Below are 26,458 nucleotides of genomic sequence, written 5' to 3'. Positions count from 1 at the left end.
TATGACCTCAGAAGCAAAAAAAGTACTTGTAATTGGTTCTGGTCCAATTATTATCGGCCAAGCTGCAGAGTTTGACTATGCTGGCACACAAGCATGCCGTTCCCTTCGAGAAGAGGGTTATAAAGTAGTATTGGTTAACTCTAACCCTGCTACTATTATGACTGATACAGATATTGCAGACCGCGTATATGTAGAACCGATTAGTTTTGAATTCGTAACAGAAGTAATTAAAAAAGAACGCCCTTGGGGCTTGTTGGCTACATTAGGTGGTCAAGTAGGCCTTAATATGGCCGTACAATTGTCTGAAGCTGGCGTATTAGAAGAATATGGTGTAAAACTTCTTGGTACAACTCTTGAAGCTATTAAACAAGCCGAAGACCGTGAACTCTTCAAAGAAGCGATGAAGGAAATTAATCAACCAGTTCCTGAATCCGATATCTTTAACGATCTTGAAGAAGCAGTAACCTTTGCTAATCGCATTGGGTATCCTATTATCATCCGTCCTGCATACACATTAGGCGGTACTGGTGGAGGTATTGCCCATAATGAAGATGAAATGTATGAAATCACACGTCGTGGTTTGAAACTTTCACCAATTCACCAAATTCTAGCAGAACGTTCTGTTGCAGGCTGGAAAGAGATTGAATACGAAGTAATGCGCGATAGTGCAGATAACTGCATCATCGTATGTAATATGGAAAATATTGACCCTGTTGGTGTGCATACTGGGGATTCTATCGTTGTGGCACCAAGCCAAACCTTGAACGATATTCAATACCAAATGCTGCGTACCGCATCTGTAGAGATTATCCGTTATTTAAAAATCGAAGGCGGTTGTAACGTACAATACGCTTTGAATCCAAATAGCAACGAATATATTGTTATCGAAGTAAACCCTCGCGTATCTCGTTCCTCTGCATTGGCATCTAAAGCAACTGGGTACCCAATTGCGAAGGTAGCAGCAAAAATTGCAGTAGGCATGACATTGGATCAAATTACAAATGCTGTAACAGGCGAAACAAAAGCATGCTTCGAGCCTACACTCGACTATGTAGTAACGAAGTTCCCACGTTGGCCATTTGAAAAATTCAATTTGGCGGACCGCACATTGGGCACTCAAATGAAGGCTACTGGCGAAGTTATGGCTATCGACCGCTCTTTAGAAGGGTCTTTGTTAAAAGCAATTCGTTCCTTGGAGATCGGTTTAGACCATATTGAGCTTAAGAAAATCGCCCATGAATCCATGGAACAGCTTATCGAACGTTTACACTTAGTAGATGATGAACGTATCTATGTTGTGGCAGAAGCTCTTCGCAAGGGGATTAGTGTAGAAAAAATCCACTATATTACAAAAATTGATACATTCTTTATTGAAAAAATCAAAAACATTGTTAATGTAGAAAAAGCATTGGCTGAACAGGGCTTAACAGAAGATGTATTGCGCAAAGCAAAACGTTATTCCTTCACTGATTCTGTTATCGCTCGTTATGCTAATACAACTGTAGAAGATGTTCGTGCAAAACGTAAAGAATGGAATATTCTTCCAACATATAAATACGTAGATACTTGCGCAGCTGAATTTGAATCTAAAACACCTTATTACTACAGTGCGTATGCACAAGAGGATGAGGTTCGTCCATTAGGCGATAAATCCGTAGTGGTACTTGGTTCCGGTCCAATCCGTATCGGTCAAGGCGTAGAGTTCGATTACTGTTCCGTACATTCCTCTTGGGCCCTTCGTAAAGCGGGTTACCAATCCATTATGATTAATAACAACCCAGAAACAGTTTCTACAGACTTTGATATTTCTGATTCTTTATACTTTGAGCCATTGACTGTGGACGATGTTATGGAAATCATTGATAAAGAACAGCCAGTTGGCGTTATCGCTCAATTCGGTGGACAAACAGCGATTAACTTGGCAGGCCCATTGGCTAAGCGCGGTGTAAAAATTCTTGGTACATCCGTGGATAGCATCGATATGGCAGAAGACCGTGAACGCTTTGATGAATTGTTGGCGAAACTTGGCATTCCTCGTCCAGTAGGTGCTCTGGTAACCTCTGATGAAGAAGCACAAGAAGCAGCTAAAAAGTTAAAATACCCATTAATCGTTCGTCCTTCCTATGTATTGGGGGGGCGTGCGATGGAAATCGTATACAATGATAAAGAGCTTGATGTATACATGAAGGAAGCCGTAGTAGCATCTAAGGAGCATCCTGTTCTTATCGACCGTTACATGGTTGGTATGGAGGTAGAGGTTGATGCTATTTCCGACGGTACTGATGTATGTATCCCTGGTATTATGGAACAAATCGAACGTGCCGGTGTTCACTCTGGTGACTCCATGGCCGTTTACCCAGCTCAACACTTGAGTCAAGAATTGATTGATCAAATTGTTGACTATACACGTCGTATTGCAGTAGGTCTTAATGTTAAAGGTGTGCTTAACATTCAATACATCGTGGCTGATGGTGAACTTAATGTAATCGAAGTTAACCCTCGTTCTAGCCGTACCGTGCCATTCATTTCTAAGGTAACAGGTATTAACATGGTGGAATGTGCAACACGCATTGCGCTTGGTGAAAGCTTAATAGATTTGGGCTTGCCACTTGGTCTTGTACCTAATAAACCTTATGTAGCTGTAAAAGCACCTGTATTCTCCTTCTCCAAAATGGGGCTTGTGGAAATCGCCCTTGGACCTGAAATGAAATCTACTGGCGAAGTTATGGGGATTGGTCGTACATATTCTGAAGCTTTATTCAAAGCTATCAATGGTGCAAACATGCGTATTCCAGAGGATGGTACAATTCTCATGACAGTAGCAGACCGTGATAAAGCAGAAGCTTGTGAACTTGCAAAAGGGTTCATCGATCTTGGTTATCATATTGAAGCAACTGGTGGTACAGGTAAATACTTTATCGAACACGGTGTTGATTGTAAGGTGGTTAATAAAATCTCTGAAGGGGATGACAACTGTGCTGACCACATTCGTCAAGACAAGGTCGATCTTGTACTTAATACATTGACTGCAGGTAAACGTCCTGAACGCGAAGGCTTCCAATTACGTCGTCTCGCTGTAGAAATGGGTACACCTTGCTTAACAAGTCTTGATACAGCACGGGAAGTATTGCGTGTTGTGGCGAATCGTAAAGATGATGCTAACTACTCTGTAGAAGCGTTACAAGATTTTGAATTGGAGTAATAACCATGAGTGGCTATGTAGAACAGGGCGAAGTCGTTCGCAATGAGCAAATAGGCTCTGATGTGTGGATTATGGATATTCACGCACCAAAACAAGCAGTAGAAGCAAAGGTAGGACAGTTTTGTAATGTTCGCGTAGCGGACTCTACGGCGCCATTATTGCGCCGCCCTATTAGCTATGCTGGATTTGATGCCCGAAAGGGTACGATTACCCTTTTGTATCGCGTCGTAGGTAAGGGGACTGAGATTATGACACATCTCGTACCTGGCGATACATTAGATTGTTTAGGCCCTTTGGGCGAACCGTTTGTAACATCTAATAATATGCTTCTCATTGGCGGTGGCGTTGGTATTGCACCGATGCTATGTATCGCATCTCATTTGAAAGAAGGTGAAGAAGCACAAGTTATTTTGGGCTTTAGAAATGAAAGCGAAACCTTCTGGGCAGATTTATTTAAAGATACACCTGTTCAAGTCCACATCACTACTGATGATGGTAGTGTGGGCACAAAAGGTTTCCCTACGGCTATTATGCCTGACCTAATTAATGCTAATTCCTTTACTTCTGTCATGACTTGTGGTCCTACGCCGATGATGAAAGGCGTAGCTCAAGTGGCTAAAGAACTGAATGTGCCTTGCCAAGTTTCTCTTGAGGAGCGTATGGGCTGTGGTACTGGAGGTTGTTTAGGCTGTGCTTGTGATGGTGCAGAAGGTAAACGCTATAAAGTTTGTAAGGATGGTCCTGTATTCCCCGCTGAGGAGGTGTTCTTTTAATGCATGAACGCGATTTAAATAACACCGTTACGCCAAATCCAAAGCTTGCCATTGATTATTGCGGGATTAAGATGAAAAATCCTATTATCGCCGCATCTGGCACCTTTGGCAATGGCCCTGAGTATGCTGGGTATTTAGATCTTAGCAATGAGATAGGAGCTATCTCCGTAAAAGGTTTAACACCTAAGGGGCGTCACGGAAACCCTGGAACTCGTATTGCAGAAACACCATCTGGCGTATTGAACTGCATTGGCCTTGAAAATCCTGGAGCTGAACATTTTGTTAGAGAAATTCTACCAGAGCTTAAGAAATATGATGTACCATTGCTAGCGAATATGTCTGCGGGCACAATTGATGAGTTTGCTTGGATGGCAGAGACATTATCTGTAGATGGCATTGCAGGGTTAGAAGTCAACGTATCTTGCCCAAATGTAGAATGTGAAGGCATGGCTTTTGGTGTAGATCCAAAGGTTGTTGAATCGGTAACTAAAGCGGTTCGTAAGGTAACGGATAAACCTGTTATCGTTAAGCTTTCACCAAATGTAACAGACATTGTAGAAATCGCAAAGGCTGTTGAAGCAGGCGGTGGTAATGGAGTAAGTCTAATTAATACCTTGTTGGGCATGGCTATAGATATTCACCGTCGCAAGCCTGTATTGGGGAACACTTATGGTGGATTATCCGGCCCAGCCGTAAAACCCGTGGCTCTTCGCATGGTGCACCAAGTTTATAAAGGGGTAACTATTCCTATTATTGGTCTTGGTGGTATCATGACTGGCACAGATGCTATCGAATTTATGATGGCAGGGGCGCAAGCCGTTCAAGTTGGTACAGCTACGATGGTAGATCCAACAGCAATTTCACGTATTGCCCGTGAAATGAGCGAATATGTAGAACAATATAATCTTAACAGCATCACTGATATTGTAGGTGCTGTTCATCAAGTATAACAGAATCATATATACGGCGAGCTTAAACAACCATAAGAATTGTCGTTATATAGGATATGATACAAAAAGACCTAGTACATTTAGTACTAGGTCTTTTCTTATGTATTGAATTGGGGTCTATAATTACATAGATGCCAATTATATAGACTGTTAATGTCATAGTATGGTAATAATATGTATAATTATGATTATACATATGCTTTGTAGAAGTCAATAAATTGCTGTGCTACTGGGGAAAGTGCATGGCCTTTAAGTGTGATAAAAGCTTTTTTGAAATCCCCCGAGAATTCTGGTAATTTGATGCGGGCCATTTTGCGATGATTGATGAGTTCCTTAGCGTCCATTGGGACTAAAGAAACTGTACGTCCAGAAGAGGCCCACTCAATAGCTGAGCTTTTAGTTGTGGTGATAGCTACCGCATTAAGTTGCTCCATATCTGTTAAGCTAGATTGCATAATCATTCGGACAGAGCCACCAGAAAGGGATAGAGGACATTTTTTTATGTCTTCCCACGTGATGGTATCATGCTCACGATCTGTCCAGAATACATCACGGCGGAAAATAGCGTATAAATGCTCTTCTTGGGTAAGCAGAATATCGAATTTATCGATATCTACCATTTGAATATTGGCGATACCTAATTCGGCGCTACCGTTGATGAGTTGGGTCACTACATTTGTCATAAGTCCTTCATAAATTTCAAAATGGACAGATGGATATTTCATGGAAAAAGCTGGTAAATATTGCTGTACGATTGGCGTTGAACGAGATGCAGACGTCGCAATGCGTAAAGTACCTTCAATGCGTGAATTCAATTGTTGTACAGCATTATATGTAGATTCTTCAATAGAGCAAAGTTGTTGTGCTTTTTCATAGAAGATTTTACCAGCATCTGTTAATTGCAAGTTTGATCCTCGTTGGCCGCGTTTAATGTTGATTAATTGAGCCCCAAATTCAGCCTCTAAATATTTCAACTGCTTACTTAACGCTGGTTGTGTAATATGAAGAATCTCTGCGGCCTGTGTCATATTGCCCGTTTGAACAAGGGTAATAAAATTGTGGTAGTAAGATGTATCCATAGAATCTCCCTATTATACACATAATATGATAAATAAAAATTATAACGAACTAAGTAACGGTCATTTCACATTTAATAAAATGCTATATATACTAAATTCAACAAAGTAATAGAAAGTAAATTAAGTTTTAAATTATCTTTCTATACTTATCACAAATTTTGATATATAACAATAGTTAAGAAAGTAGGTACTACTATGGGCGTGGTAAAAAGAACATTAAGTCGAGCAATTCGTAATTGGGAAGCACGTAGATTAATGACGGCTCGTAATAAAATTAGCCGGAAAAAACAATTAGAACGAGTATGGCCTTATCCTATGACTAAGGAAAAACGTCGTGAACTCGGTCAAGGTATAGCCGGTTTAGTTAATAACGGCAATTAAAAGTTTGGAATCTACTAACTAGATTATTTATCTAGTGGTAGTACCACCTCAATAGAATCTAATACATTACAAGTAGCAGCTCCATGACTTATGTCTTGGAGCTCTTTTTGTATGCGCTCTACATCAGTAGGTGGTATTAGGATTGTTATGTCTACATATTCACCAAAGCTTGCTTCATAGTGTAATTTTTCATCCTGTACATATCTTTCTACTGCTCCATACAGTGAATAGTCAATCTTTGCTTGTAGCCGAGTTCGTGTTGTATGTAGTTCTTTAGGCGCAAGACGTAAGGTTTCCGCAACGGAGTGTGAATAGGCCCGAATCAAGCCACCAGCGCCCAATTTAATGCCTCCAAAATAACGTGTTACGACGACGGCTACATTGGTAATACCAGTCTTTTTGAGTACTTCTAGCATTGGTTTACCTGCTGTGCCTGATGGTTCTCCATTATCGGAAGATCGTTGTTGTTCTTGCTGTGGGCCTAATGTATAGGCTGTGCAGTTATGGCGCGCATCCCAGAATTCTTTATTGATGCGGCTTATAAAGGTTTGGACTTCCTCTTCAGTCTTGCAAGGATATACTGTTGTTATAAACCGTGATTTTTCAACAACATATTCATGGCGAAATTCCTTTGCTACCGAAGTAAATTCCACTGTAGGGCTTACTGATTCAGACATATATTCACCTCCTTTGGAATCAAAGTTTATGTTTATTCATCATCACTTTATTATAATCTATTTATGAAGGCTATGTATAGGTAAAAGCGGTTAATTCCCTTATAAAAAAGAAATAGCCTCTATATTTGGTAGGATATTGACGTAATGAGAATTTATGTTATTATTAAATGTAGATATATGAGTAGTTAGTCATGTAATATGTTCATATATTGAAGTTTTAAAATATATTGAAACATTCTTAGTGAACTTGTTTATGGCTATTTTATTTACAATAGGATATATAGCTTTTTATAGATAGATGTTTAGACATATATTTAAGTACATAAATACAAAATATAGTACGAATTTGTAATAATATAGTAAGTTGTAAGATAAGATATATCTACAGAGTAGAAAGGCCTGTGAATATGAGCGTAAAAAAACAAGAATTTGATATTACAGGTATGCACTGTGCAGCCTGTGTAAAACGTGTTGAAAACGTTGTTTCTAAAGTTGATGGCGTAGAATCTGTTAAGGTTAACCTCTTAACTCGAAAGGGGAGCGTTGAATATAAAGACGGGGCTACTGTAGACTCACAACAGATTATTGATGCCATTACGAATATCGGCTTTGGTGCTGCAGAAGCAGACGAAACAAAGCAAGAAATAGAAAAGGTTAACTTAAAACCTCATATTACACGCCTTATTATTGCCGCTTGTATGGCAGTACCGATGATGATTAATATGACGTTACATCGATTTGGTATTCAGGCATTGCCTGTATGGGTAGAGTTTGTTCTTGCTACTATTGCTCAGTTCGGTCCTGGTCTCATGTTCTATAAGAGTGCCTGGAGTGCAGTGAAAAATGGAGCACTTACGATGGATGTGCTCGTAGTAATGGGCACGACGGTAGCCTATCTATTCAGTATTTATAACTGGCAATTTCACCCTGAATTAGGCCCTCATGGAATATATTTTGAAACCTCTGCGTGGCTCATTACATTTATCCTTCTTGGTAAGCTATTAGAAGAAATTGCGAAGGGGCGTACCTCTGAAGCACTTCAAAAGTTGATTGCCTTACAACCCGCAACAGCTCATGTGTTGCGTGATGGAGAATTTATTGATATCCCTACATCTAAGGTGGTAGCGGGTGATATTTTACAAGTTCGTGCAGGCGAAAAAATCCCTGTTGATGGTACAATTACTGAGGGGTATTCCACAGTAGACGAGGCTATGCTGACCGGTGAAAGCTTACCAGTTGAAAAGCAAGTTGGCTCTGAAGTTATTGGTGCTACTATAAATCTAAGTGGTGCTTTTACCATGGAAGCAAAGCGTATCGGTTCCGATACGATGTTATCTCAAATCATCAAGGTTGTCGAAGAGGCACAAACCTCTAAGGCTAGTATTCAACGCATTGCAGATATCGTGGCTCAATATTTCGTACCGACTGTTATTGGACTTGCTGTTTTGACAGGTCTCGTATGGTACTTCATTATGGGAGATTCTATTAACGTTGCTCTCATTAACGCAACAGCGGTACTTGTTATCGCATGTCCTTGTGCGCTTGGCCTTGCTACTCCAACATCTATCATGGTTGGGTCTGGACTTGGTGCGGAACACGGCGTGCTCATCAAGAGTGCAGAATATCTTGAAAAGGCGGGTAAGCTCGATGCCATTGTTATGGATAAAACCGGTACCCTTACACAGGGTGTATTGGATGTGACGGCTTTTAAAAATTACAATGGTGATGAAAGTACGAATATGTCTATTATGATGGCTCTTGAAAGTGGCACATCTCATCCGATTGCAAAGGCTATGGTTTACTACGGTGAAGATCAGGGCTACAAAGGTAAAGCTGTTGAACTTGAAAGTTTCGCTGATGTACCAGGTAAAGGGTTACAAGGTGCCTACCAAGGCGTATCCATACAACTTGGGCACAGTCGTTGGATGAACGAACTAGGTTATGATTTAACTGCGGTTCAAGAAGATATTTTACAATTTGAAGAACAAGGTGCTTCTGTATCTGTTCTAGCTGTAGATGGAGTTGTTAGTGCTTTGTGGGCTGTAGAAGATGAATTACGTCCAGAAACTATTGAGGTTGTAAAAGAGTTACATGCTCAAGGTATTGATGTATGGATGCTTACTGGTGATAATCGTCGAACTGCTCAATATATTGCTAAACAAGCGGGTATCTCTCATGTTATAGCTGAAGTATTGCCTCAAGACAAGGCTAGCAAGGTAAAAGAATTGCAAGATAAAGGTCTTGTAGTGGGGATGGTTGGTGACGGTATCAATGATGCTCCGGCGCTTGTTACGGCAGATATTGGTTTTGCCATCGGTAGTGGTACAGATATTGCGGTAGAAGCAGCCGATATCGTCCTCGTACGTAATGATTTGCATACACTGGTACAAGCTGTACGCCTCAGCCGTAAGACAATGACCAACATTAAACAAAACCTATTCTGGGCATTGATCTTTAACTGTATTGGCATTCCTTTGGCCGCTATCGGTGCGTTAAATCCTATGATTGCTGGTACAGCGATGGCATTTAGCTCTGTTACAGTCGTAAGTAATTCACTTCGTTTGAAACGAGCTAAAATTTAAGATTATACATATAATTGAATACTATAAAGCACCTATACAGAGGTATAGGTGCTTTATTATATCTACAGACATATAGTTAAGTATATATTTATATCTTGTATTGAGACGTGAAATGGATATTTAATTCCTACGATAATGGTGTTTTTAGACGGCTTATGATTTGTTATACTGAATATAGTGATTGATTTAAAAGAGAGGTTCATGATTATGAAATTAAGTACTCGAGACATTGTCTATATTGGCTTTATTGCCGCGTTATGTGCAGTGGCTACTACAATTCGCATTGAAATACCAGGTGGCGCTATGGTTCATTTAGGATCTGCTGCACTCTTTACAACATCTATCCTCTTTGGTGGATTATATGGCGGCTTAGGTGCGGCAATTGGATCTGCACTATTTGATCTCTTTGGTGGTCATACGCAGTATATCGTATTCTCTTTCTTTATTAAAGGCATTGCAGGACTTATCGTAGGTGGTATGACTGCAGGCTATTTGCCACCCTCTATTACAAAACCAACGGCATCCTTTGGTCGTATTTTAGTAGCCCTTATTATTGGTGCTATTTGGACAGCTTTAGGCTACTTCCTTGCGTGGTGGTTTGTTCTTGAAAGTGCGGTCGTTGCGGCTAGCAAAATTCAATACTCCTTGATTACAAGTGCCGCAGGCATTGTAGTAGCAATTATATTAACACCTAAATTACAAACGATAGTACGCAGATTGTTTACTAAAAATTAATTTATATAATGTTTTAGGCAGATAATGGTAAAATATCTATAATAATCTAATATATTTATAATGACCTAATACACTTATATATAACTGCCTTTTCATTACATACAAAAGCCTTTAGATGCTAAATTAGTTTAGTGTCTAAAGGCTTTTGTGTTAGGTTATTAATTTAGACTAGTGTTTGTATTAGCTATTAAGCTATTAGAAATTACACAAGTCATTTAGGTTTTCTGCCATTGTAGGGTGTGTGAAGATTTGATTTTTGAAATATGTATATGGAATGTTGTTATCCATAGCCATTTTAATCAAGTTAATCAATTCTTCAGCACCTTGGGAATAGAGTGTAGCACCGAGGATTAAATCGTTTTCTGCATCTACAACGATTTTAAAAGCACCTTTTAAATAGTCGTTTACGTGGGCTCTTGGCATGGTAGCTACGAGCATTTCCTTGGTTTTAATCGTATATCCTTGGTTGATTGCATCTTCTTCTGTAAGACCTACCCGAGAAAGTGGAGGTGTTAGGAAGGTAGTATAAGGTATATTTTTACGATCTTTTAAGGTATAGTGGCCGCTGCCTGTAAGTGCACCAAATACGATACGGAAGTCATCAAGAGATACATATGTGAATTGAGGACCACCGTTTACATCGCCGACTGCGTATACACCAGGAACGGAGCTTTCACAAGTATCATTAACTACAATAGCACCGCGTTCGTTAGTAGCGATATCAGTATGTTCTAAACCGATATTAGCTGTATTGGCTTTGCGACCTGTAGCGTATAGAACAGCATCAAATGTATAGTTTTGATTATTAGCTTTGATAACTGGTTTGTTGTCATCATTGGATACAGAGTCTAATGTTACATTATTAAGAATGGTAATGCCTTGTTCAGTTAAGTACTCAGTAGCTAGCTCTTGAACGATAGGTTCTTCGCGTTTTAAGATGCTAGATTCGATGTTGAATACAGTTACCTTAGCACCAAGTTTTGCATATAGACTTGCAAATTCAAGACCGATAGGACCAGCGCCGATAACACCTAATGTACTAGGTTGAGTAGGTAATTGTTGAATTTCTGTACTATTATAGAAACCTGTAGCTGTATCAATGCCAGAAATATTAGGTTTAATCGCTACAGCGCCAGTGTTTATAACGATAGTGTCAGCAGATAATATAATCTTATCCTCGCCAGCGGTAACGGCGATTTCTTTATTGCTAATAAATGCACCATGTCCAGTATAGACATCGACATGTTCATTTGTATCTAACATACCGAAGTTTTTATTGCGTAAGCGAGATGTAACAACTTCACGTTGGTTTAATACTTGATCGTATGATAAGCCTTTTGACGCGGCAATGATCATCGTCTTAGTAGGGATACATGCGATATTAATACATGTACCACCGTACATTAGTGGATTTTCTTCAATCATGGCTACGGATTTGCCCATAGAGCCAAATTTTGCGGCTAATGTTTTACCAGCCTTGCCGAAACCTAAGACGATAATGTCATATTGTTTGGTATTCATATAATACCTCCTGTTTTTTTATATTGAAAATATTAGATATTGATATTATAGCATATTATTATAGATATAAAAGTAGAAATTAGAAATTAGAAATTAGAAATAATTATCATTGATTATGAATTAAATTTGTCTAGAATGATTATGTTAAGGTAGTTAATTAGTTTATGGTTTTTGGTTCATTTAAGAGGATGAGATAGCTTGTATAACTGTGATTTATATGTATTATAGCAATAAATTAAGTGTGTTAAGTATTTCTACTTGACACATTTCTTTATGTACGGTAGTATATGTAAAGTAATATGACTTGACAGTGATGGAGGTGGCGAAATGGAAGAACGAGTACTCATAAGTTTGCTCTTAGATTTCTATGGGCCATTGTTGACGGACAAGCAACGCATGTCCTTACAACTTCACCACGAAGATGATATGTCCCTTGGCGAGATTGCTGAGGAATTAGGCGTATCACGACAGGCTGTACACGATAACTTACAGCGTGCTCGACACATTTTAAATGATTACGAATCTAAATTGCACTTGGTGGCACAATATGAACAACGGGAAGGCTTGCTTTCACAGTTGAAAGCAACATTGCCTAAAGAGGTGTTAGCCGAAACCAAGGTGCAACAAGTATTGGCGCAAATGGAGGGATATTATGGCATTTGATAGCTTGTCAGAAAAACTGCAAGAAGCCTTTCAATCCTTAAAAGGGAAGGGCAAAATTACAGAAGATGATGTCAATCTTGCGTTGCGTCAGGTACGTACAGCTTTATTAGAAGCTGACGTTAACTTTATGGTAGCAAAGGACTTTGTTAAGTCCATTAAGGAAAAGGCCCTTGGTGAAGAGGTGTTCGGATCCTTGAATCCAGCCCAAACGGTTATTAAAATCGTAAATGATGAGTTAACGGCTCTCTTGGGTGGTACGCAAAGTCGTATCATGATTTCTAGCAAGCCACCAACAATTATTATGCTCGTTGGTTTGCAAGGTGCTGGTAAGACTACAACAGCTGGTAAACTAGCTGTATACTTACGCAAACAAGGTAAACGTCCGATGCTTGTCGCTGCCGACGTATATCGTCCAGCTGCGATTACTCAGTTGCAAGTTGTAGGTAAGCAAATTGATATTCCTGTATTTGCCGATGAAACACCTGGTGTGAATCCAGTAGATATTGCGCGTCGTGCCGTAGAGCAAAGCACGCATATGCTGAAAGATGTTGTTATCATCGATACCGCAGGACGTTTGGCTATAGACGAAGTCCTCATGGATGAGTTGTCAAACATCAAAGCTGCTGTTCGACCTCATGAAATTCTGCTCGTTGTAGATTCTATGATCGGTCAAGATGCAGTAACAACCGCTCAAACCTTTAACGAAAAATTAGGTGTTGATGGTGTTATCCTTACTAAACTCGATGGTGATGCGCGCGGTGGTGCCGCATTATCCATCAAAGCTGTAACAGGCTTGCCAATTAAGTTCACTGGTGTGAGCGAAAAAATGGATGGCTTTGATGTATTCTATCCAGACCGCATGGCTTCTCGTATTCTCGATTTGGGCGACTTTAAAACATTGATTGAAAATGTACAAGGCGCCATTGATGAAGAAGAAGCTCGTGAAATGGCAAAGAAAATGGCGAAAAACAATTTCACCTTGGATGACTTCTTAAAACAGATGAACCAGGTGCGAAAGTTAGGGCCATTACAAAATATTATTGGCATGTTGCCAGGCATGGGACAAATTAAGGATCAATTAAAGGACCTTGATTTGAATAGTAAAGAGGTGCGTCGTATTGAGGCTATCATTACATCCATGACGGCGGCAGAGCGAGAAAATCCAAGTATTCTTAATGGTTCTCGCCGTAAGCGTATTGCATTAGGTTCTGGTACACAGGTCCAAGATGTAAATCGCTTGTTGAAACAATTTGAAGAAGCGCGGAAGATGATGAAGCGCATGCAAGGTTTACGTGGCGGTAAGGGCGGCTTCCCTGGAATGCCTAAATTACCGTTTATGTAATACATGGGCAGGGGCGCTGAACTTGTCCATCCACATCAGTATAAGGAGGTGAATTTCACAATGTTAAAAATTCGTTTGACTCGTTTAGGTGCTAAAAAAGCTCCTTTCTACCGTATCGTAGTTGCTGACGCACGTGCTCCACGTGAAGGTCGTCCTGTTGACACAATTGGTCAATATGATGCTACTAAACAACCAGCTATCGTTAATGTAGACGAAGAAAAAGCTTTGGCTTGGTTAGCTAAAGGTGCTCAGCCTACTGACACTGTTCGCTCCTTGTTCAAAAAACAAGGCGTTATGCAAAAATTTGCAGACGCTAAAAAGTAATTAATAGAGAGGCATACTGTGATGATAGAATTAATTTCATTAATTGCGAAATCATTAGTGAAGCAGCCTGATGCCGTTTCTGTTACCATGGTCCAAAAGGGGAATGTGGAAGTTTATGAACTTCATGTAGCCCCAGAGGATATGGGTAAAGTCATCGGAAAGCAAGGTAGAATTGCTAAAGCGATTCGCTCTGTGGTGAAAGCGGCGGCTATTAAAGAGAACAAAAAGATATCTGTTGATATTGTTTAAAAGGGAGTATTCCAATGGAAGAAATGACATTACGTGTCCCTGTAGCAGTAAAAGCAAAAGTAACAGATGACTTGAAAGCGAAAATTGTTTCCGATCTTGAAACTCGTCTTGATATGGTGAATAAAGATTTGGAAGCAATTGAGTTCCAAGCTCAACGTATTTTGGCTGATGCAGCTAAAGTTGATGCTACAAGTCTCACGGCTATTCGTCAACAAATCGACGAAGAAAAAAATAAACGCTTGGCTTTCAAAGAAGAAGTAACAGCTAAATTGAAGGATGCTAAGGAGTTGTCTTTAGGAACTGAAATTCCTCAAGGTACATTAGAGCAAACAGTTACCGTTAAAATCGGGGATAATTTGGATGCCTTGATGGGCGCTGAAATCCTATTAGAAGACGGTAAGATCGTTGCGTTTCGTCAATAATGAAACATAACGATTTCATCACAATAGGTGTTATCATCGCCCCGCACGGCGTGCGGGGTGATCTTCGTATTATGCCTCAAACCGATTTTCCAGAACGGTTTATGCATATGGATGCCTGTTACATCGATGGTAAAGAATACCACGTTGCATCCGCACGATTTCACAAACAATTTGTATTAGCATCCTTTAAGGGAATTCCTGATCGTAATACGGCTGAATTATTGAGTAAGAAAGAAATTCAAGTGCGCCGTGAAGATTTAGTGGAATTGCCAGAAGGTCGCTATTATATCTTTGATATCATTGGCCTTGAGGTACAAGATACTATGGGTAATGTGCTTGGCATAGTTACTGATGTATTACAACCAGGTGCTAATGATGTCTATGTGGTCTCTAAAGATGGGGAACCAGATCAATTATTTGCAGCCATTGAAGAGGTCGTTAAAGACATCGATGTGGAAAATAAATTGATGATCGTAGATCCGCCTGAATGGATATAATCCTTTGGGCGGTTTTGTTTTATCTACATATAGGTATATTATCGTAAAAGGTATATAATATAGCTATATATAGATAATACTAATGAGTTAATGTGAGTTAATAAGTACAGGGGACGGTTTATGCGTATTGATATTGTATCTTTATTTCCAGAGTTTTTTGATGCGTTTTTTAATCATTCCATCATAAAACGAGCTATCGAGGCAAAACGTCTATCTGTAGGTGTAACGAATCCTCGAGATTTTAGCCATAATAAGCATGGTCAAGTAGACGACACACCATATGGTGGCGGGGCTGGTATGCTCATGATGGCACCTCCTATTTTTGAAGCCGTAGAATCCGTTATTGCTCAATATGATAGTGATATTAATGATACTTATACCACAGATGAAATGTGTGATGAAATGAGTCTTATTGGTAATCCTAATGAAAGTATACGACGTCGTATTATCTTTATGGGACCTACAGGACAGCCTTTCACTCAGGAGAAGGCTCGTGAATTGGCTAGCTATGATCAAGTGGTCCTTATTTGTGGTCACTATGAAGGTGTAGATTATCGCGTAGAGAAACATCTTGTAGATGAAACGATTTCTATTGGTGATTATGTATTAACCGGTGGTGAGTTGCCAGCCATGGTAGTTACTGATGCAGTGGCTCGCATGATACCTGGTGTATTAGGCGCGGCTAGTGGGGCACAAGAGGACTCTTTTTATGAGTCTCTTTTGGAGTGCCCGCAATATACAAAGCCTCCAGAATTTAGAGGGTGGGCTGTTCCAGATGTTTTGCGCAGTGGTCATCATAAAAATATTGCCACTTGGCGTCAAAAAGAAGCACTTAAAAGAACTCGGTTGTTACGTCCAGATTTATTAGAGCGTCCATTAACAAAAGAAGAAATTAAGCTTTTAAAAGAGATAGTTGAGGAAGAGTCTGTAAGACATAAAGGTGAAGAATGAAACTATTCATGAACGGATAGGTTACTTTAAAGCTTAATTTCATTAAATTCCGTTTTTGAGAGGGAATAGAGCAAGACACGTATGATTTTGCCTATTCGAGCGAGGTTATTTATGGAGTTTAATTGTTATGATGTCCTTGAGGTTCAGGGCAGTCGTTATGTAATAACTGAAAAAATTAAATATAACGAGATTATTCCAAAAGCAGATCAAGAACAGGCCTATAAAGCTAAGCCGTCAATGCAAAAGTCGCCTGGTGATTATTGGCATGAATATGGCCTCGAGGATGTTGAGGGGTCTGATAATATATGGGTCACCATTGAATACAATGATAATGAATGGTGCACTGTATCTAGAACATCCTATCGCAAACGAGCACCGAAGGGCTTTACGTTACATCAAATTGGCTTAGAAAAGGTTGTGGCTGTAGATGGTGATAGTGGTGCTTCCGTAGGTGACAGGGCTGGCTATAAGGAATATCAATTGCCTTGTGAAGGCGGTGCTAGTGTATTCTTTGAAGAAAACTGGTTTAAAGGTGAGAAGATGTTCGCCGAAGGGGCACGTGTTCCTTTGAGGAATATTCGTCTCTGTAATGATACGGCAGCTAACGCTATTAGTAAAAAGAAACGGAATCAACGTTTGAAAAAACGCTTTGAAGGAGTTGCTAGTGCTATAGGGGTCGGTGCATTATTTTTTATGTGCCTTATTAGCTGGGAGGGCGATATGTCTTGGCATGACGTACGTGCTACATTCGGATTCCCATACACTGCAAAGGAGCATATGCACGATACATCCGTGTATTATACTAAGACGGATTCGGAGAATGAATATATATATACTTCCAGTTTAGATCCTGTAAGTACAGCCTTAGATTTAATCGAATCTTTAGACGGAGAGATTAGAAATGAAGGTGATGACCTACAAGAGGGTCGTGAAGTCATTGTATTCTATGATGCTAAGTCCGCCTATATTATTACAAATACGGACGGTCAAACCCGAGTTAAGGTGTGTGAGCCAGGAAAGTTGACACAAGAGGATCTAGATATTATTAATGGCACAATGCGAAAGTCCCATGTACTTGATTCCTATGCCTATATGGTTCGCCAAAAGGATAGTGGGGGACGCGATAAATTCTATAACGGATATAATCATAATGCGGCTAGTCCATATAACCGTTAACTATGAAAATAAAGGAACAATCTTAGGAGGTTTATCATGATTTATATTCCTGATGTATTATTGACGATTTTTTATGCTTGCTTTGGAATTTTCCTAATGTTAACAGCTAATACTGTTATTGATTTCTTTGTACCTGGCAAATTCAGTGAAGAAATTAAACGTGGTAACTGTGCTGTAGCATGGCTCTCAGCAGGTTCATTTATCGGAATTGGTGAGATTTTGCGAGCTGTTATTATGTCTCCTGTAGTGACTACAGCTGATACATCTTTATTGCACGGTGTTGTGGCCAGTATCGTATATGCTATTTTAGGTATTATATTGTTTGTAACCGGCTATATGTTTATTAATTTATGGCATCGAAAATATAATTTATCTGAAGAGATTATGCGTGGTAATACGGCAGCGGGTATCCTCGTATTTGGTATCTTTGTAGGTCTTGCTCTCGTTGTTAGTGGTGCTGTGCACTAAGGGAGTGTCCTATGTATAAGCCAAGTAAGAAAACTATATACATAACGAGTGCCTTTGCCGCTGTGGCGGGACTTGTTGGTGTGTCCTCATACTGGAATGACATTGCTTATGTTGTATGTGATAAAATCTATCCCAAAGCAAATGATGGGGAAGTCCGATTAAAGGATAATCAAGGTAATCGTTATTCTCTATTAAACCATGGAGATGGTAAAGAGACGGCTTTATATGACGACAATCGGTCTGTTACCTTTCACCGCGATACCAGTGGAAATTTAGTATGGGATGCTGGTTTAGCAGGGCTTTTACCTAGTATTGCAGCAGGCTACTATATGTTTTATGGATTTAATCCACCTACAGCGCGTATGGATGGACGAACCATGACATATCGTGTGGCAGCCCCATTAAAACCGTATGAAGAAACGACACCATATACGGCATCTGGTTCAAATGTGCATAGTTCTTTGGGCCGAAGGACTTATTTAGATTATGAAAAGCGTAGAAGTAGTAAAGCGTCCTCCATAGGTCAAAAGTCTGGATTTGGTAGTGCTGGAGTGCGTTCTAGTAGTTCCTAATGGAGGCCGATATTATGAAATCGTATATAGATGAACTTGATACGAATATATTGCCTTTTGTGGATTATGAGGGCTATGCTGATAGGTATCCTGCGCTTTCTGCACAATCTTTTTCAGCTGATTTTTATGATGAAATACGACATGCGTCGCGCATGTTGTTTCAGATATTTTGTAAAGCCGCCAAGGTATTTCAACAGGCACCTAATGAGTTTGCACTCAATATGGATATGCCAGAAAATTTGATTCCTTATTTACATCGTGGGAATCCATTGGGCTTACCTACATGGTTATCTCGATTTGACTTTGTCCTTGATGATAGAAGACAATTGCGCATGGTAGAGATTAATGCGGATACACCCTGCTTTCTGATTGAAAGCTATTATGCTAATGGTGTAGCGGCACGATATTTCGATAAAGTAGATCCTAATATAGATGCTTATAATGAACTTGAGCGTTTTTTGAAACGCGTATATGAAGGAACGTCTCGTAAAAAATATAGTGTGACTAATAAACATCATAATATGATGACTGATAATGAAATAGAACCCTTTGTTTTCGGGTGCTTTCATGATTATTTAGAGGACTATGGAACTACACAGTTTCTCTTACATGCTATGAAATCAGCATGTCCAGAAGCAGATATTCGATTCTTATCCTTTTATGATATGGTCATTGATGATGATGGTATTCTGTTATCTGATGGTAGTCATGCAGCAAACCTGTATCGTTTACATCCTATGGAACTATTGATTGATGAAACTACAGCAGATGGTGAACCATTAGGTGAAATGTTTTTAGATTTATATAATGAATACCGCTTTAATCTATTTAATCCACCAGAGACGATTATTCTGCAGAATAAATCGTTTATGTCCTTGGTATATGCCTTATATTTAACAAACCAGTTCTTTACAGGACCTGAGCGAGATATTATTAAACGCTATTTGACGCCTTCTTATTTTGAAAGTGATTTCCCAAACCTTGATGATGGGCTATATATTCAAAAAGAAATTTGGGGACGTGAAGGGCGAAATATTCAGGTTGTTCAAAAACGTGGAAATCAAGGTGAACTATACATGGAGAAATTTGTAGATAACTATGATGATATAGTTTGTCGGGACAGCCAAAAGGTTATGTATCAGGAGTTCATCAAGCAGAAACACTTTACTCATACCGTAGATAGCGGTACTAAAGAAGGCTGTTTGACATTATCTTGTTTTATGCTTGGAGATCAAGCTTCTGCAGTCGGTTGTCGTTTTTCTCCAGAAGAAATTGCCGGTACTGAAGCTTATTTTGTGCCACTCTTAGTGGAATAATTTTACGTTGTTATTTTAATTTTAGTTTTAGTATCTTAATCTGAAAGATTACTAGTCGTTTATACTGATTATCTTATCAGTTAAGTATTATTTATTTTTTTGGAGATTTTAGGCTTTGGCTAATTTATATATTGGACTTGTTCATTATCCTATTATGAATAAACATCAAGAGGTCATTACGACGGCTATTACAAATTATGATATACATGATATTGCACGAGCATCTATTACCTATGATGTGTCTAAATATTTTGTCATTCATAATATTCCAGCTCAACGTGAGTTGGTAAGTACGATTATGGAACATTGGAAATCTGGGTTTGGTTCTACTTATAATCCTGATCGTAAGGATGCTTTCACAGGTGTGGAATTGGTAAATTCAATTGCGGTAGCGGTGCGAACAATTGAAGATATAGAAGGAACGAGACCGATTGTAGCTACAACAGATGCTCGCACCTATGATAATACGATTTCCTATGCACGGATGCGTGAACATCTTGAAAATGAGGGGCGCCCTGTGTTAGTATTATTTGGTACCGGTTATGGTATGACAAAAGAAACGATGGAAAGCTTTGACTATATTTTAGAACCTATATATGGCCATGGTGAATACAATCATTTATCCGTGCGTAGTGCCGTATCAATCATCTTAGATCGGCTGCGGGGCGAAGCATGGTGGAATAAATAGGAGGCGTCTATGTCAGGACATTCTAAATGGGCAAATATTAAACATAAAAAAGGTAAAACCGATGCATTAAAAGCTAAATTGGCTACAAAAATCGGTCGTGAAATTACCGTTGCAGCACGGATGGGTGGTGCAGATCCAACTGGTAATATGCGTTTGAAATTGGCTTTGCAAAAAGCTCGTGAAAATAATATCCCTAAGGATAACATTCAACGTGCTATCGACAAAGGTATCGGTGCTACGGACATGAATGCATATGAAGAAATCGTATACGAAGGTTATGGTCCTGCCGGTGTTGCCGTTACTGTTGAGGTGATGACCGATAATCGTAATCGTGCTGCTGCAGACGTGCGCCATGCATTCTCTAAACAAGGTGGTAACCTTGGTGAAAGTGGCTGTGTAGGCTGGATGTTCAAATCTAAAGGCGTATTTGTTATCGATAAAGAAGGTCATGATGAAGATGAGGTAACTATGCTAGCTCTTGAAGCTGGAGCAGAAGACCTTAAGTCTGAAGATGATGTATTTGAAATTTATACAACACCAGAGGATTTTGATGCGGTAGAAGCAGCGCTTGCTGATGCGGGTATCGAAACTGTAGTAGCTAAAATCACGATGATTCCAGATACAACGATTGAGTTGACTGGTGATGATGCTGTGAAAATGCAGAAAATGCTTGACGTATTGGATGATCTTGATGATGTACAAAACGTATATCATAATGGTATTTTGCCGGACGATGAAGAAGAATAATAATAAACGGGGCACTCTATGGGGTGCTCCTTTTCTATTGAAATTAAACTCGGATATTTATTAAAGTTAAGAAAATTAATATGTCTTATATATAATTCATAGGGGAATTCATGAACTTCGATGTGAAATTATGCTATAATAAAATAGATTATGTAATGGAGGTAGGCGGTAGCTTATCTCATTTTTAAACTAAGGGGGTTGGGGTGCGCATTATAGGAATTGACCCAGGCACGGCTATATGCGGATATGGCATTATTGACGTGAAGGGTAGCAAACTAACACCAGTAGCCTATGGGGCTATTACAACTCCTAAGGAATTAACTGATTCACAGCGACTGGAAATTCTATTTAATGATCTTAGTGATTTATTGGAGGAATATAGGCCTGATAAGTTCGGTGTGGAGGAATTATTTTTTAACCGCAATGTAACAACAGCCATTAAGGTAGGGCAAGCACGTGGTGTTATTTTATTGGCTGCTGAACAACAACGGATTCCTATTTATGAATATACACCATTACAAATTAAACAAGCTGTCACAGGTTATGGTAAAGCTGATAAGAATCAGGTCATTTATATGACGATGAATATTTTGGGGATTCGTGAGAAAATTAAGCCTGATGATACGGCAGATGCATTAGCTGTTGCTATCTGTACGGCTCATAGTTCTCACAATGATAGATTAAAGAGGTTGGTATAATGATAGGGTATGTGCGAGGTATCGTAACACATCTTTTTAAAGAATCGTGCTATGTTGATGTACATGGCGTAGGGTATCGCGTATATGTGCCGACCACTACGCGTCAACAGCTGACAGAGGGCCATGAGGCGACGCTATTCACGTATCTTAATGTACGAGAAGATGCGATGCAACTTTATGGCTTTTGGACGGAAGAAGAATATGAGTTGTTTATACTCCTCATTTCTGTTTCTGGTATCGGGCCCAAGGTGGGGCTTGGCATCTTGTCAGGCATGACACCTGAGGCTTTCAAATTAGCGATTATCAATGGGCAGGTACAGCAATTAACTAAGTTACCTGGCATTGGTAAGAAGTCTGCGGAGCGACTTGTTTTAGAGTTAAAGGATAAAATTGCTAAGATGACACATATTTCTACGGAATCGTCTGCGACTATTCAGCCTGTTGGCGTTGCTGCAAACGGTGCTGTAGGAGAAGCCATTGAAGCCCTCGTATCCTTAGGATACTTGGAACGGGATGTAGCAGATATTGTAGAGTCTTTAGATGATGGTAAGCGTGATGTATCTGAGTTGATAAAAGTCAGCTTAATTGAGCTTGGGAAAGGACGATAAGGATGAATGAGGAAGTACGCCTTGTCGGCAATGGCGAGCACGAAGAGGATATATGGCAATATAGCCTTCGACCTAAGCTTTTTAATGAGTATGTAGGTCAAGAAGAGGCTAAAGGTAATCTAAATGTGTATATTCAAGCGGCAAAACAGCGTGGGGAAGCATTGGATCACGTGCTGCTCTATGGGCCTCCAGGCCTTGGCAAGACAACATTAGCAGGGATTATTGCAAATGAATTGGGTGTTAATTTTCGTATAACTTCTGGTCCGGCTATTGAAAAGTCTGGTGACTTAGCTGCAATATTAACAAATTTGGACGACCATGATGTATTATTTATCGATGAAATTCATCGCTTGTCTCGTAGTGTAGAGGAAGTGTTGTACTCTGCTATGGAAGACTATGCTATTGATATTATCATCGGTAAGGGTCCAAGTGCTCGAACTGTGCGCATTGACTTGCCAAAATTTACTTTGGTAGGCGCCACGACTCGAGCGGGTGCTTTGGCAGCTCCATTACGGGACCGATTTGGTATTATTAATCGGTTGGAATATTATAAACAACCAGAGTTAGAATTTATTGTGTCTCGCGCCGCAGAGATACTTAATATTGGTATTGTGCCAACTGGGGCAAGCGAAATTGCGCGTCGTTCACGAGGAACACCGCGTATCGCAAATCGTCTGCTTAAACGGGTACGCGACTTTGCACAAGTCATTGGTGATGGGGTTATCACTCAAGAAATTGCAGATGAAGCATTACAACGTTTATATGTAGATAAAATGGGACTTGATCGAATTGATCGACGTGTGTTGGAATGTATTATTGAAAAATATGATGGCGGTCCTGTAGGGATTGATACCATTGCAGCGGCCATCAGCGAAGAGAGAGATACCATCGAAGATGTGTATGAACCATATTTGATGCAATTAGGATTTTTAGGACGCACACCGCGTGGGAGGGTAGCTACTAAATTAGCCTATGAGCATTTAGGTATTTCACAGACAGGGAAATAACAATGAAAACAAAACGATTACAATTGATGATAATGGCCACTTTGTTTTTAGGTGTAAACATTGGCGGTGTTTCTATAGCACATGGAGCGACGCTGCAAAATAAAGGTGCAGTGGTAACGAAAAAGCCAACGCCAAAATCAACAGTATCTAATACAACTGTATCGAAAGTAAATACGACGAAGAAATCTAGTTTTCGTCCACTTGCTACTAAACCAGCTGCAAAGCCGGTTACAATAACTAAAACGGTTTCTAAGTCAACTGCTGCATCTACGGTGGCTAAACCTAGTGCAAAACCGGTTAGTGTAGCAAAGCCTGCTACATCTACAAAACCGGTAACGCCGGCTAAACCAGTTAGTGCAACAAAATCAACTAGTACTGCGAAATCTAGTACTAATGCAACAGCTACGAAATCAGCCACTACAGGTAAAGCTACAATGGCTATAAAACCTGCGGCTTCTGGTACTTCGAAGCCAACTGCTAAACCTGCAGTTACTGATGAAAAGCCTGTAGTACAAAAGAGAGCTACTGAAAAAACTGCTACTAAAAAGGTAGTAAAAACAACGGATGCGAATAGCATTCAAGCCAATACAGCAGTTATTACTCGCAACAAAGTGGGCTCCGTAGTGACGCCTGCTACAGAACGCAAAGAAAACATGCCAAATGTACGTGTTCTACTAGGTAGTCGTAGCTCTGATGCTACTGTTACATCTACAGCTAATATGGTTGTGTTGAACAGCGGTAATGGTCAAGTTAGCACAATCAGTGCTAATCGTGGTACATCTATTGGCGTTCGCGGCGGCAAGATTGCTGTAAATGGAAAGACTATTGATAGTGTGGTTACATTGAAGCCTGCGAATAGTGATGCACCATTTTTGTTCGAAGGTAAAGGTTATCGTGGTGGGCTCACATTACGTGCCAATAATGGAACCATGATGATCATCAACTCTGTGCCTCTTGAGGATTACCTGTATGGTGTTGTTCCACAAGAGGTAGTACCGTCTTGGCCAGCTGCTGCATTAGAAGCGCAAGCCGTAGCAGCTCGCACCTATGCTCTTCATACGATGGAACAAAATAAAGGTAAATTTTATGATGTGAGCAATTCCACGGATCATCAAGTATATAGTGGTGTGAGTGGTGAATCTCAAGCTACCACAAATGCTGTAAATAAAACTAAAGGCATAGTTATGCTTTATGATCAACGTCCTATTAATGCCTTGTTCCATTCCGATGGAGGTGGCTATACAGAGGATAGTGTAAATGTTTGGGGCAGTGATGTGCCATACTTAAAAGGGGTAAAAGACTTTAGTACTGGTACATCTACATCGAATTGGACTGTCACTACCTCTCGTCAAGCTCTTGAAAGTAAACTTAATGCGGCAAGTAAAGGGGTAGGTAAATTGAAGAGCATTCAGTTGACCCCGCTTGGTAAGCCTGGGCAACAAACATACGACCGCGGTGTATCAGGTCGTATAAAGAGTGCTACTTTCATAGGTACCTCTGGAAAAACTACTGTAGATGGTGATGCGCTGCGTAGCATTTTAGGTTTAAAATCTACATTGTTTGATTTCTATGTAAATCACAATCCTGCTAAAGGCACGGGTAAGGCTTATCATAGCTTTACTGGCAAGAATGATACTGTTTATATTAAAGGCCACGGTTGGGGTCATGGCCTTGGTATGTCTCAATGGGGTGCTGCGGAAATGGCAAAGCGCGCTAATCCTGGAGATACAAATTATTACCAAACTATTTTGCGTCACTACTATAGTGGCATTACATTGAAGAAAATGTACTAATAAGGATTACGATGAAAGTTACAGATTTTGATTATGAATTGCCAGAGGAACTGATTGCTCAGCATCCTGTAGAACCTCGTGATACAGCACGGCTTTTAACCTTAGATAAGGTAAGTGGTGAAGTTAAACATAAAGGACATTTTTATGATTTGCTAGAAGAGCTTCATGAAGGAGACGTGCTTGTATTTAATAATACAAAGGTTATCCCTGCGAGATTATATGGACATCGTCAAGGTTCTGGTGGCAAGGTGGAGGTACTTCTACTCACACCATGTGGTGAAAATCGATGGGAATGCCTTGTTAAACCGGGGAAAAAATGTCCTGTCGGGCAAGTTATAGAGTTTGATGACCGCCTAAGTGGAGTTATTATAGATAAAACAGATTTTGGAGGCCGTATCATTCAGTTCACATGCAACGGTGTGTTTGATGATGTGATTCAAGAAATTGGTGAAATGCCATTACCTCCATACATTCATGAAAAGTTAGAAGATAAAGATCGTTATCAAACGGTATATGCTAAGGAGAAAGGCTCTGCTGCGGCACCAACTGCAGGACTTCACTTTACACCTGACCTCTTAGAAAAGATTAAAGCTAAAGGTGTAGAGCTTGAGTTTGTAACCTTACATGTTGGACTTGGCACTTTTAGACCTGTATCGGCAGAGACTATTGAAGACCACGAAATGCATAGTGAGTTCTTTGTTGTATCTCAAGATACGGCGGATCGAATCAATGCGGCCAAACAAAAAGGGTCTCGTATCATTGCCGTAGGTACTACATCGGTGCGTACTCTTGAGTCTGCTACGAATGATGATGGTGTATTACAAGGTATGAGTGGTTGGACTCAAATTTTTATCTATCCTGGCTATAAATTTAAGATGATTGATGCGTTAGTAACGAATTTTCACTTGCCTCAATCTACATTGTTAATGTTGATTAGTGCACTAGCTGGTCGTGAACACTGTTTGGCGGCCTACGAAGAAGCTGTACGTGAACGTTATCGTTTCTTTAGCTTCGGCGATGCTATGTTTATACGTTAG

At 39.9% G+C, this 26,458-nt stretch carries 27 protein-coding genes; 24 read left to right on the top strand and 3 right to left on the bottom strand.

Annotation, left to right across the window (positions count from 1 at the left end):
* The first annotated feature begins 1 nt into the window (after position 1).
* Genes carB through PK1910_RS04405 form a run of 3 tightly spaced genes read left to right on the top strand, consistent with a single transcriptional unit; the run spans position 2 to position 4,925 of the window.
* Positions 2–3,202, top strand: coding sequence for a carbamoyl-phosphate synthase large subunit (carB, locus tag PK1910_RS04415; protein ID WP_058948520.1), 3,201 nt, complete (start codon positions 2–4; stop codon positions 3,200–3,202).
* 5 nt (positions 3,203–3,207) lie between these two features.
* Positions 3,208–3,975: a dihydroorotate dehydrogenase electron transfer subunit gene (locus PK1910_RS04410; protein ID WP_004698480.1), complete on the top strand. Its 768-nt coding sequence runs from the start codon at positions 3,208–3,210 to the stop codon at positions 3,973–3,975.
* Complete coding sequence (locus PK1910_RS04405) at positions 3,975–4,925, top strand: dihydroorotate dehydrogenase (protein ID WP_004698485.1); 951 nt, start codon at positions 3,975–3,977, stop codon at positions 4,923–4,925. The genes PK1910_RS04410 and PK1910_RS04405 overlap by 1 nt, the downstream gene beginning before the upstream one ends.
* Before the next feature lie 188 nt (positions 4,926–5,113).
* Here PK1910_RS04405 and PK1910_RS04400 read toward each other — a convergent pair whose 3' ends face one another.
* Positions 5,114–6,004: a LysR family transcriptional regulator gene (locus tag PK1910_RS04400; RefSeq protein WP_004695545.1), complete on the bottom strand. Its 891-nt coding sequence runs from the start codon at positions 6,002–6,004 to the stop codon at positions 5,114–5,116.
* 195 nt (positions 6,005–6,199) lie between these two features.
* Here PK1910_RS04400 and PK1910_RS04395 point away from each other — a divergent pair, with 195 nt between their 5' ends.
* On the top strand, positions 6,200–6,385 hold the full coding sequence (locus PK1910_RS04395; RefSeq protein ID WP_004698441.1) for a hypothetical protein: 186 nt from the start codon (positions 6,200–6,202) through the stop codon (positions 6,383–6,385).
* A 23-nt stretch (positions 6,386–6,408) separates the two neighbouring features.
* Here the strand turns inward: PK1910_RS04395 and PK1910_RS04390 are convergent, their stop codons facing one another.
* Positions 6,409–7,062, bottom strand: coding sequence for a YigZ family protein (locus tag PK1910_RS04390; RefSeq protein WP_058948521.1), 654 nt, complete (start codon positions 7,060–7,062; stop codon positions 6,409–6,411).
* A 407-nt stretch (positions 7,063–7,469) separates the two neighbouring features.
* Here PK1910_RS04390 and PK1910_RS04385 point away from each other — a divergent pair, with 407 nt between their 5' ends.
* Positions 7,470–9,644: a heavy metal translocating P-type ATPase gene (locus PK1910_RS04385; RefSeq protein ID WP_058948522.1), complete on the top strand. Its 2,175-nt coding sequence runs from the start codon at positions 7,470–7,472 to the stop codon at positions 9,642–9,644.
* A gap of 207 nt (positions 9,645–9,851) precedes the next feature.
* Positions 9,852–10,379, top strand: a complete 528-nt coding sequence (locus PK1910_RS04380) for an ECF transporter S component (protein ID WP_024060993.1) — start codon at positions 9,852–9,854, stop codon at positions 10,377–10,379.
* 195 nt (positions 10,380–10,574) lie between these two features.
* Here PK1910_RS04380 and PK1910_RS04375 read toward each other — a convergent pair whose 3' ends face one another.
* Complete coding sequence (locus tag PK1910_RS04375; RefSeq protein WP_058948523.1) at positions 10,575–11,900, bottom strand: FAD-containing oxidoreductase; 1,326 nt, start codon at positions 11,898–11,900, stop codon at positions 10,575–10,577.
* Between the two features lie 327 nt (positions 11,901–12,227).
* Here PK1910_RS04375 and ylxM point away from each other — a divergent pair, with 327 nt between their 5' ends.
* The 18 genes from ylxM to queA all read left to right on the top strand — a co-directional run bounded on the left by ylxM (position 12,228) and on the right by queA (position 26,458).
* Positions 12,228–12,563, top strand: coding sequence for a YlxM family DNA-binding protein (ylxM, locus tag PK1910_RS04370; protein ID WP_004695559.1), 336 nt, complete (start codon positions 12,228–12,230; stop codon positions 12,561–12,563).
* Complete coding sequence (gene ffh, locus PK1910_RS04365) at positions 12,553–13,905, top strand: signal recognition particle protein (protein WP_058948524.1); 1,353 nt, start codon at positions 12,553–12,555, stop codon at positions 13,903–13,905. The genes ylxM and ffh overlap by 11 nt, the downstream gene beginning before the upstream one ends.
* A gap of 60 nt (positions 13,906–13,965) precedes the next feature.
* Positions 13,966–14,229, top strand: coding sequence for a 30S ribosomal protein S16 (gene rpsP, locus PK1910_RS04360; protein ID WP_004695565.1), 264 nt, complete (start codon positions 13,966–13,968; stop codon positions 14,227–14,229).
* Between the two features lie 21 nt (positions 14,230–14,250).
* Positions 14,251–14,478, top strand: a complete 228-nt coding sequence (locus PK1910_RS04355) for a KH domain-containing protein (protein WP_004695567.1) — start codon at positions 14,251–14,253, stop codon at positions 14,476–14,478.
* Positions 14,479–14,492: 14 nt separating this feature from the next.
* Entirely contained in the window at positions 14,493–14,900 is a 408-nt protein-coding gene (locus tag PK1910_RS04350; RefSeq protein ID WP_004695569.1) for a YlqD family protein, read from the top strand.
* Positions 14,900–15,397 carry a ribosome maturation factor RimM gene (gene rimM / locus PK1910_RS04345; protein ID WP_058948525.1) on the top strand — a complete coding sequence of 166 codons (498 nt, stop codon included), beginning with the start codon at positions 14,900–14,902 and terminating at the stop codon, positions 15,395–15,397. Before PK1910_RS04350 ends, rimM begins: the two co-directional genes overlap by 1 nt.
* A gap of 120 nt (positions 15,398–15,517) precedes the next feature.
* Positions 15,518–16,348, top strand: a complete 831-nt coding sequence (trmD, locus tag PK1910_RS04340; protein WP_058948526.1) for a tRNA (guanosine(37)-N1)-methyltransferase TrmD — start codon at positions 15,518–15,520, stop codon at positions 16,346–16,348.
* Between the two features lie 111 nt (positions 16,349–16,459).
* On the top strand, positions 16,460–17,524 hold the full coding sequence (locus tag PK1910_RS04335) for a hypothetical protein (RefSeq protein WP_004695575.1): 1,065 nt from the start codon (positions 16,460–16,462) through the stop codon (positions 17,522–17,524).
* A gap of 36 nt (positions 17,525–17,560) precedes the next feature.
* A complete protein-coding gene (locus PK1910_RS04330; protein WP_004695577.1) occupies positions 17,561–17,992 on the top strand; it encodes a DUF350 domain-containing protein in 432 nt (143 codons plus the stop codon).
* An 11-nt stretch (positions 17,993–18,003) separates the two neighbouring features.
* The gene (locus tag PK1910_RS04325; RefSeq protein WP_004695579.1) at positions 18,004–18,564 is read left to right on the top strand and encodes a hypothetical protein; all 561 of its coding nucleotides are present in this window, start codon (positions 18,004–18,006) and stop codon (positions 18,562–18,564) included.
* Positions 18,565–18,578: 14 nt separating this feature from the next.
* Positions 18,579–19,880 carry a glutathionylspermidine synthase family protein gene (locus tag PK1910_RS04320; protein ID WP_287511624.1) on the top strand — a complete coding sequence of 434 codons (1,302 nt, stop codon included), beginning with the start codon at positions 18,579–18,581 and terminating at the stop codon, positions 19,878–19,880.
* Positions 19,881–19,995: 115 nt separating this feature from the next.
* Positions 19,996–20,568 (top strand): RNA methyltransferase, encoded by a 573-nt coding sequence (locus tag PK1910_RS04315; RefSeq protein WP_058948528.1) that lies wholly within the window; start codon positions 19,996–19,998, stop codon positions 20,566–20,568.
* Positions 20,569–20,577: 9 nt separating this feature from the next.
* Positions 20,578–21,315: a YebC/PmpR family DNA-binding transcriptional regulator gene (locus PK1910_RS04310; RefSeq protein WP_004695585.1), complete on the top strand. Its 738-nt coding sequence runs from the start codon at positions 20,578–20,580 to the stop codon at positions 21,313–21,315.
* A gap of 203 nt (positions 21,316–21,518) precedes the next feature.
* Positions 21,519–22,013 carry a crossover junction endodeoxyribonuclease RuvC gene (gene ruvC / locus PK1910_RS04305; RefSeq protein WP_004695586.1) on the top strand — a complete coding sequence of 165 codons (495 nt, stop codon included), beginning with the start codon at positions 21,519–21,521 and terminating at the stop codon, positions 22,011–22,013.
* Complete coding sequence (gene ruvA / locus PK1910_RS04300) at positions 22,013–22,621, top strand: Holliday junction branch migration protein RuvA (RefSeq protein WP_039965487.1); 609 nt, start codon at positions 22,013–22,015, stop codon at positions 22,619–22,621. Before ruvC ends, ruvA begins: the two co-directional genes overlap by 1 nt.
* A gap of 2 nt (positions 22,622–22,623) precedes the next feature.
* A complete protein-coding gene (ruvB, locus tag PK1910_RS04295; RefSeq protein ID WP_004695590.1) occupies positions 22,624–23,628 on the top strand; it encodes a Holliday junction branch migration DNA helicase RuvB in 1,005 nt (334 codons plus the stop codon).
* A 2-nt stretch (positions 23,629–23,630) separates the two neighbouring features.
* A complete protein-coding gene (locus tag PK1910_RS04290; RefSeq protein WP_039965486.1) occupies positions 23,631–25,421 on the top strand; it encodes a SpoIID/LytB domain-containing protein in 1,791 nt (596 codons plus the stop codon).
* An 11-nt stretch (positions 25,422–25,432) separates the two neighbouring features.
* Positions 25,433–26,458 (top strand): tRNA preQ1(34) S-adenosylmethionine ribosyltransferase-isomerase QueA, encoded by a 1,026-nt coding sequence (gene queA, locus PK1910_RS04285; protein ID WP_008603395.1) that lies wholly within the window; start codon positions 25,433–25,435, stop codon positions 26,456–26,458.

The sequence above is a fragment of the Veillonella parvula genome (assembly GCF_036456085.1).
GTDB classification, from domain to species: Bacteria; Bacillota; Negativicutes; order Veillonellales; family Veillonellaceae; genus Veillonella; species Veillonella parvula_E.
Note: the sequence above shows the minus strand (reverse complement) of the source record. Positions and strands in the feature narration are given on the sequence as shown.

What these genes read in the sequence shown, in the direction of transcription:
- carB (WP_058948520.1), top strand. Translation starts at nt 2, where the DNA reads ATGACCTCAGAAGCAAAAAAAGTACTTGTAATTGGTTCTGGTCCAATT.
- PK1910_RS04410 (WP_004698480.1), top strand. Translation starts at nt 3,208, where the DNA reads ATGAGTGGCTATGTAGAACAGGGCGAAGTCGTTCGCAATGAGCAAATA.
- PK1910_RS04405 (WP_004698485.1), top strand. Translation starts at nt 3,975, where the DNA reads ATGCATGAACGCGATTTAAATAACACCGTTACGCCAAATCCAAAGCTT.
- PK1910_RS04400 (WP_004695545.1), bottom strand. Translation starts at nt 6,004, where the DNA reads ATGGATACATCTTACTACCACAATTTTATTACCCTTGTTCAAACGGGC.
- PK1910_RS04395 (WP_004698441.1), top strand. Translation starts at nt 6,200, where the DNA reads ATGGGCGTGGTAAAAAGAACATTAAGTCGAGCAATTCGTAATTGGGAA.
- PK1910_RS04390 (WP_058948521.1), bottom strand. Translation starts at nt 7,062, where the DNA reads ATGTCTGAATCAGTAAGCCCTACAGTGGAATTTACTTCGGTAGCAAAG.
- PK1910_RS04385 (WP_058948522.1), top strand. Translation starts at nt 7,470, where the DNA reads ATGAGCGTAAAAAAACAAGAATTTGATATTACAGGTATGCACTGTGCA.
- PK1910_RS04380 (WP_024060993.1), top strand. Translation starts at nt 9,852, where the DNA reads ATGAAATTAAGTACTCGAGACATTGTCTATATTGGCTTTATTGCCGCG.
- PK1910_RS04375 (WP_058948523.1), bottom strand. Translation starts at nt 11,900, where the DNA reads ATGAATACCAAACAATATGACATTATCGTCTTAGGTTTCGGCAAGGCT.
- ylxM (WP_004695559.1), top strand. Translation starts at nt 12,228, where the DNA reads ATGGAAGAACGAGTACTCATAAGTTTGCTCTTAGATTTCTATGGGCCA.
- ffh (WP_058948524.1), top strand. Translation starts at nt 12,553, where the DNA reads ATGGCATTTGATAGCTTGTCAGAAAAACTGCAAGAAGCCTTTCAATCC.
- rpsP (WP_004695565.1), top strand. Translation starts at nt 13,966, where the DNA reads ATGTTAAAAATTCGTTTGACTCGTTTAGGTGCTAAAAAAGCTCCTTTC.
- PK1910_RS04355 (WP_004695567.1), top strand. Translation starts at nt 14,251, where the DNA reads ATGATAGAATTAATTTCATTAATTGCGAAATCATTAGTGAAGCAGCCT.
- PK1910_RS04350 (WP_004695569.1), top strand. Translation starts at nt 14,493, where the DNA reads ATGGAAGAAATGACATTACGTGTCCCTGTAGCAGTAAAAGCAAAAGTA.
- rimM (WP_058948525.1), top strand. Translation starts at nt 14,900, where the DNA reads ATGAAACATAACGATTTCATCACAATAGGTGTTATCATCGCCCCGCAC.
- trmD (WP_058948526.1), top strand. Translation starts at nt 15,518, where the DNA reads ATGCGTATTGATATTGTATCTTTATTTCCAGAGTTTTTTGATGCGTTT.
- PK1910_RS04335 (WP_004695575.1), top strand. Translation starts at nt 16,460, where the DNA reads ATGGAGTTTAATTGTTATGATGTCCTTGAGGTTCAGGGCAGTCGTTAT.
- PK1910_RS04330 (WP_004695577.1), top strand. Translation starts at nt 17,561, where the DNA reads ATGATTTATATTCCTGATGTATTATTGACGATTTTTTATGCTTGCTTT.
- PK1910_RS04325 (WP_004695579.1), top strand. Translation starts at nt 18,004, where the DNA reads ATGTATAAGCCAAGTAAGAAAACTATATACATAACGAGTGCCTTTGCC.
- PK1910_RS04320 (WP_287511624.1), top strand. Translation starts at nt 18,579, where the DNA reads ATGAAATCGTATATAGATGAACTTGATACGAATATATTGCCTTTTGTG.
- PK1910_RS04310 (WP_004695585.1), top strand. Translation starts at nt 20,578, where the DNA reads ATGTCAGGACATTCTAAATGGGCAAATATTAAACATAAAAAAGGTAAA.
- ruvA (WP_039965487.1), top strand. Translation starts at nt 22,013, where the DNA reads ATGATAGGGTATGTGCGAGGTATCGTAACACATCTTTTTAAAGAATCG.
- ruvB (WP_004695590.1), top strand. Translation starts at nt 22,624, where the DNA reads ATGAATGAGGAAGTACGCCTTGTCGGCAATGGCGAGCACGAAGAGGAT.
- PK1910_RS04290 (WP_039965486.1), top strand. Translation starts at nt 23,631, where the DNA reads ATGAAAACAAAACGATTACAATTGATGATAATGGCCACTTTGTTTTTA.
- queA (WP_008603395.1), top strand. Translation starts at nt 25,433, where the DNA reads ATGAAAGTTACAGATTTTGATTATGAATTGCCAGAGGAACTGATTGCT.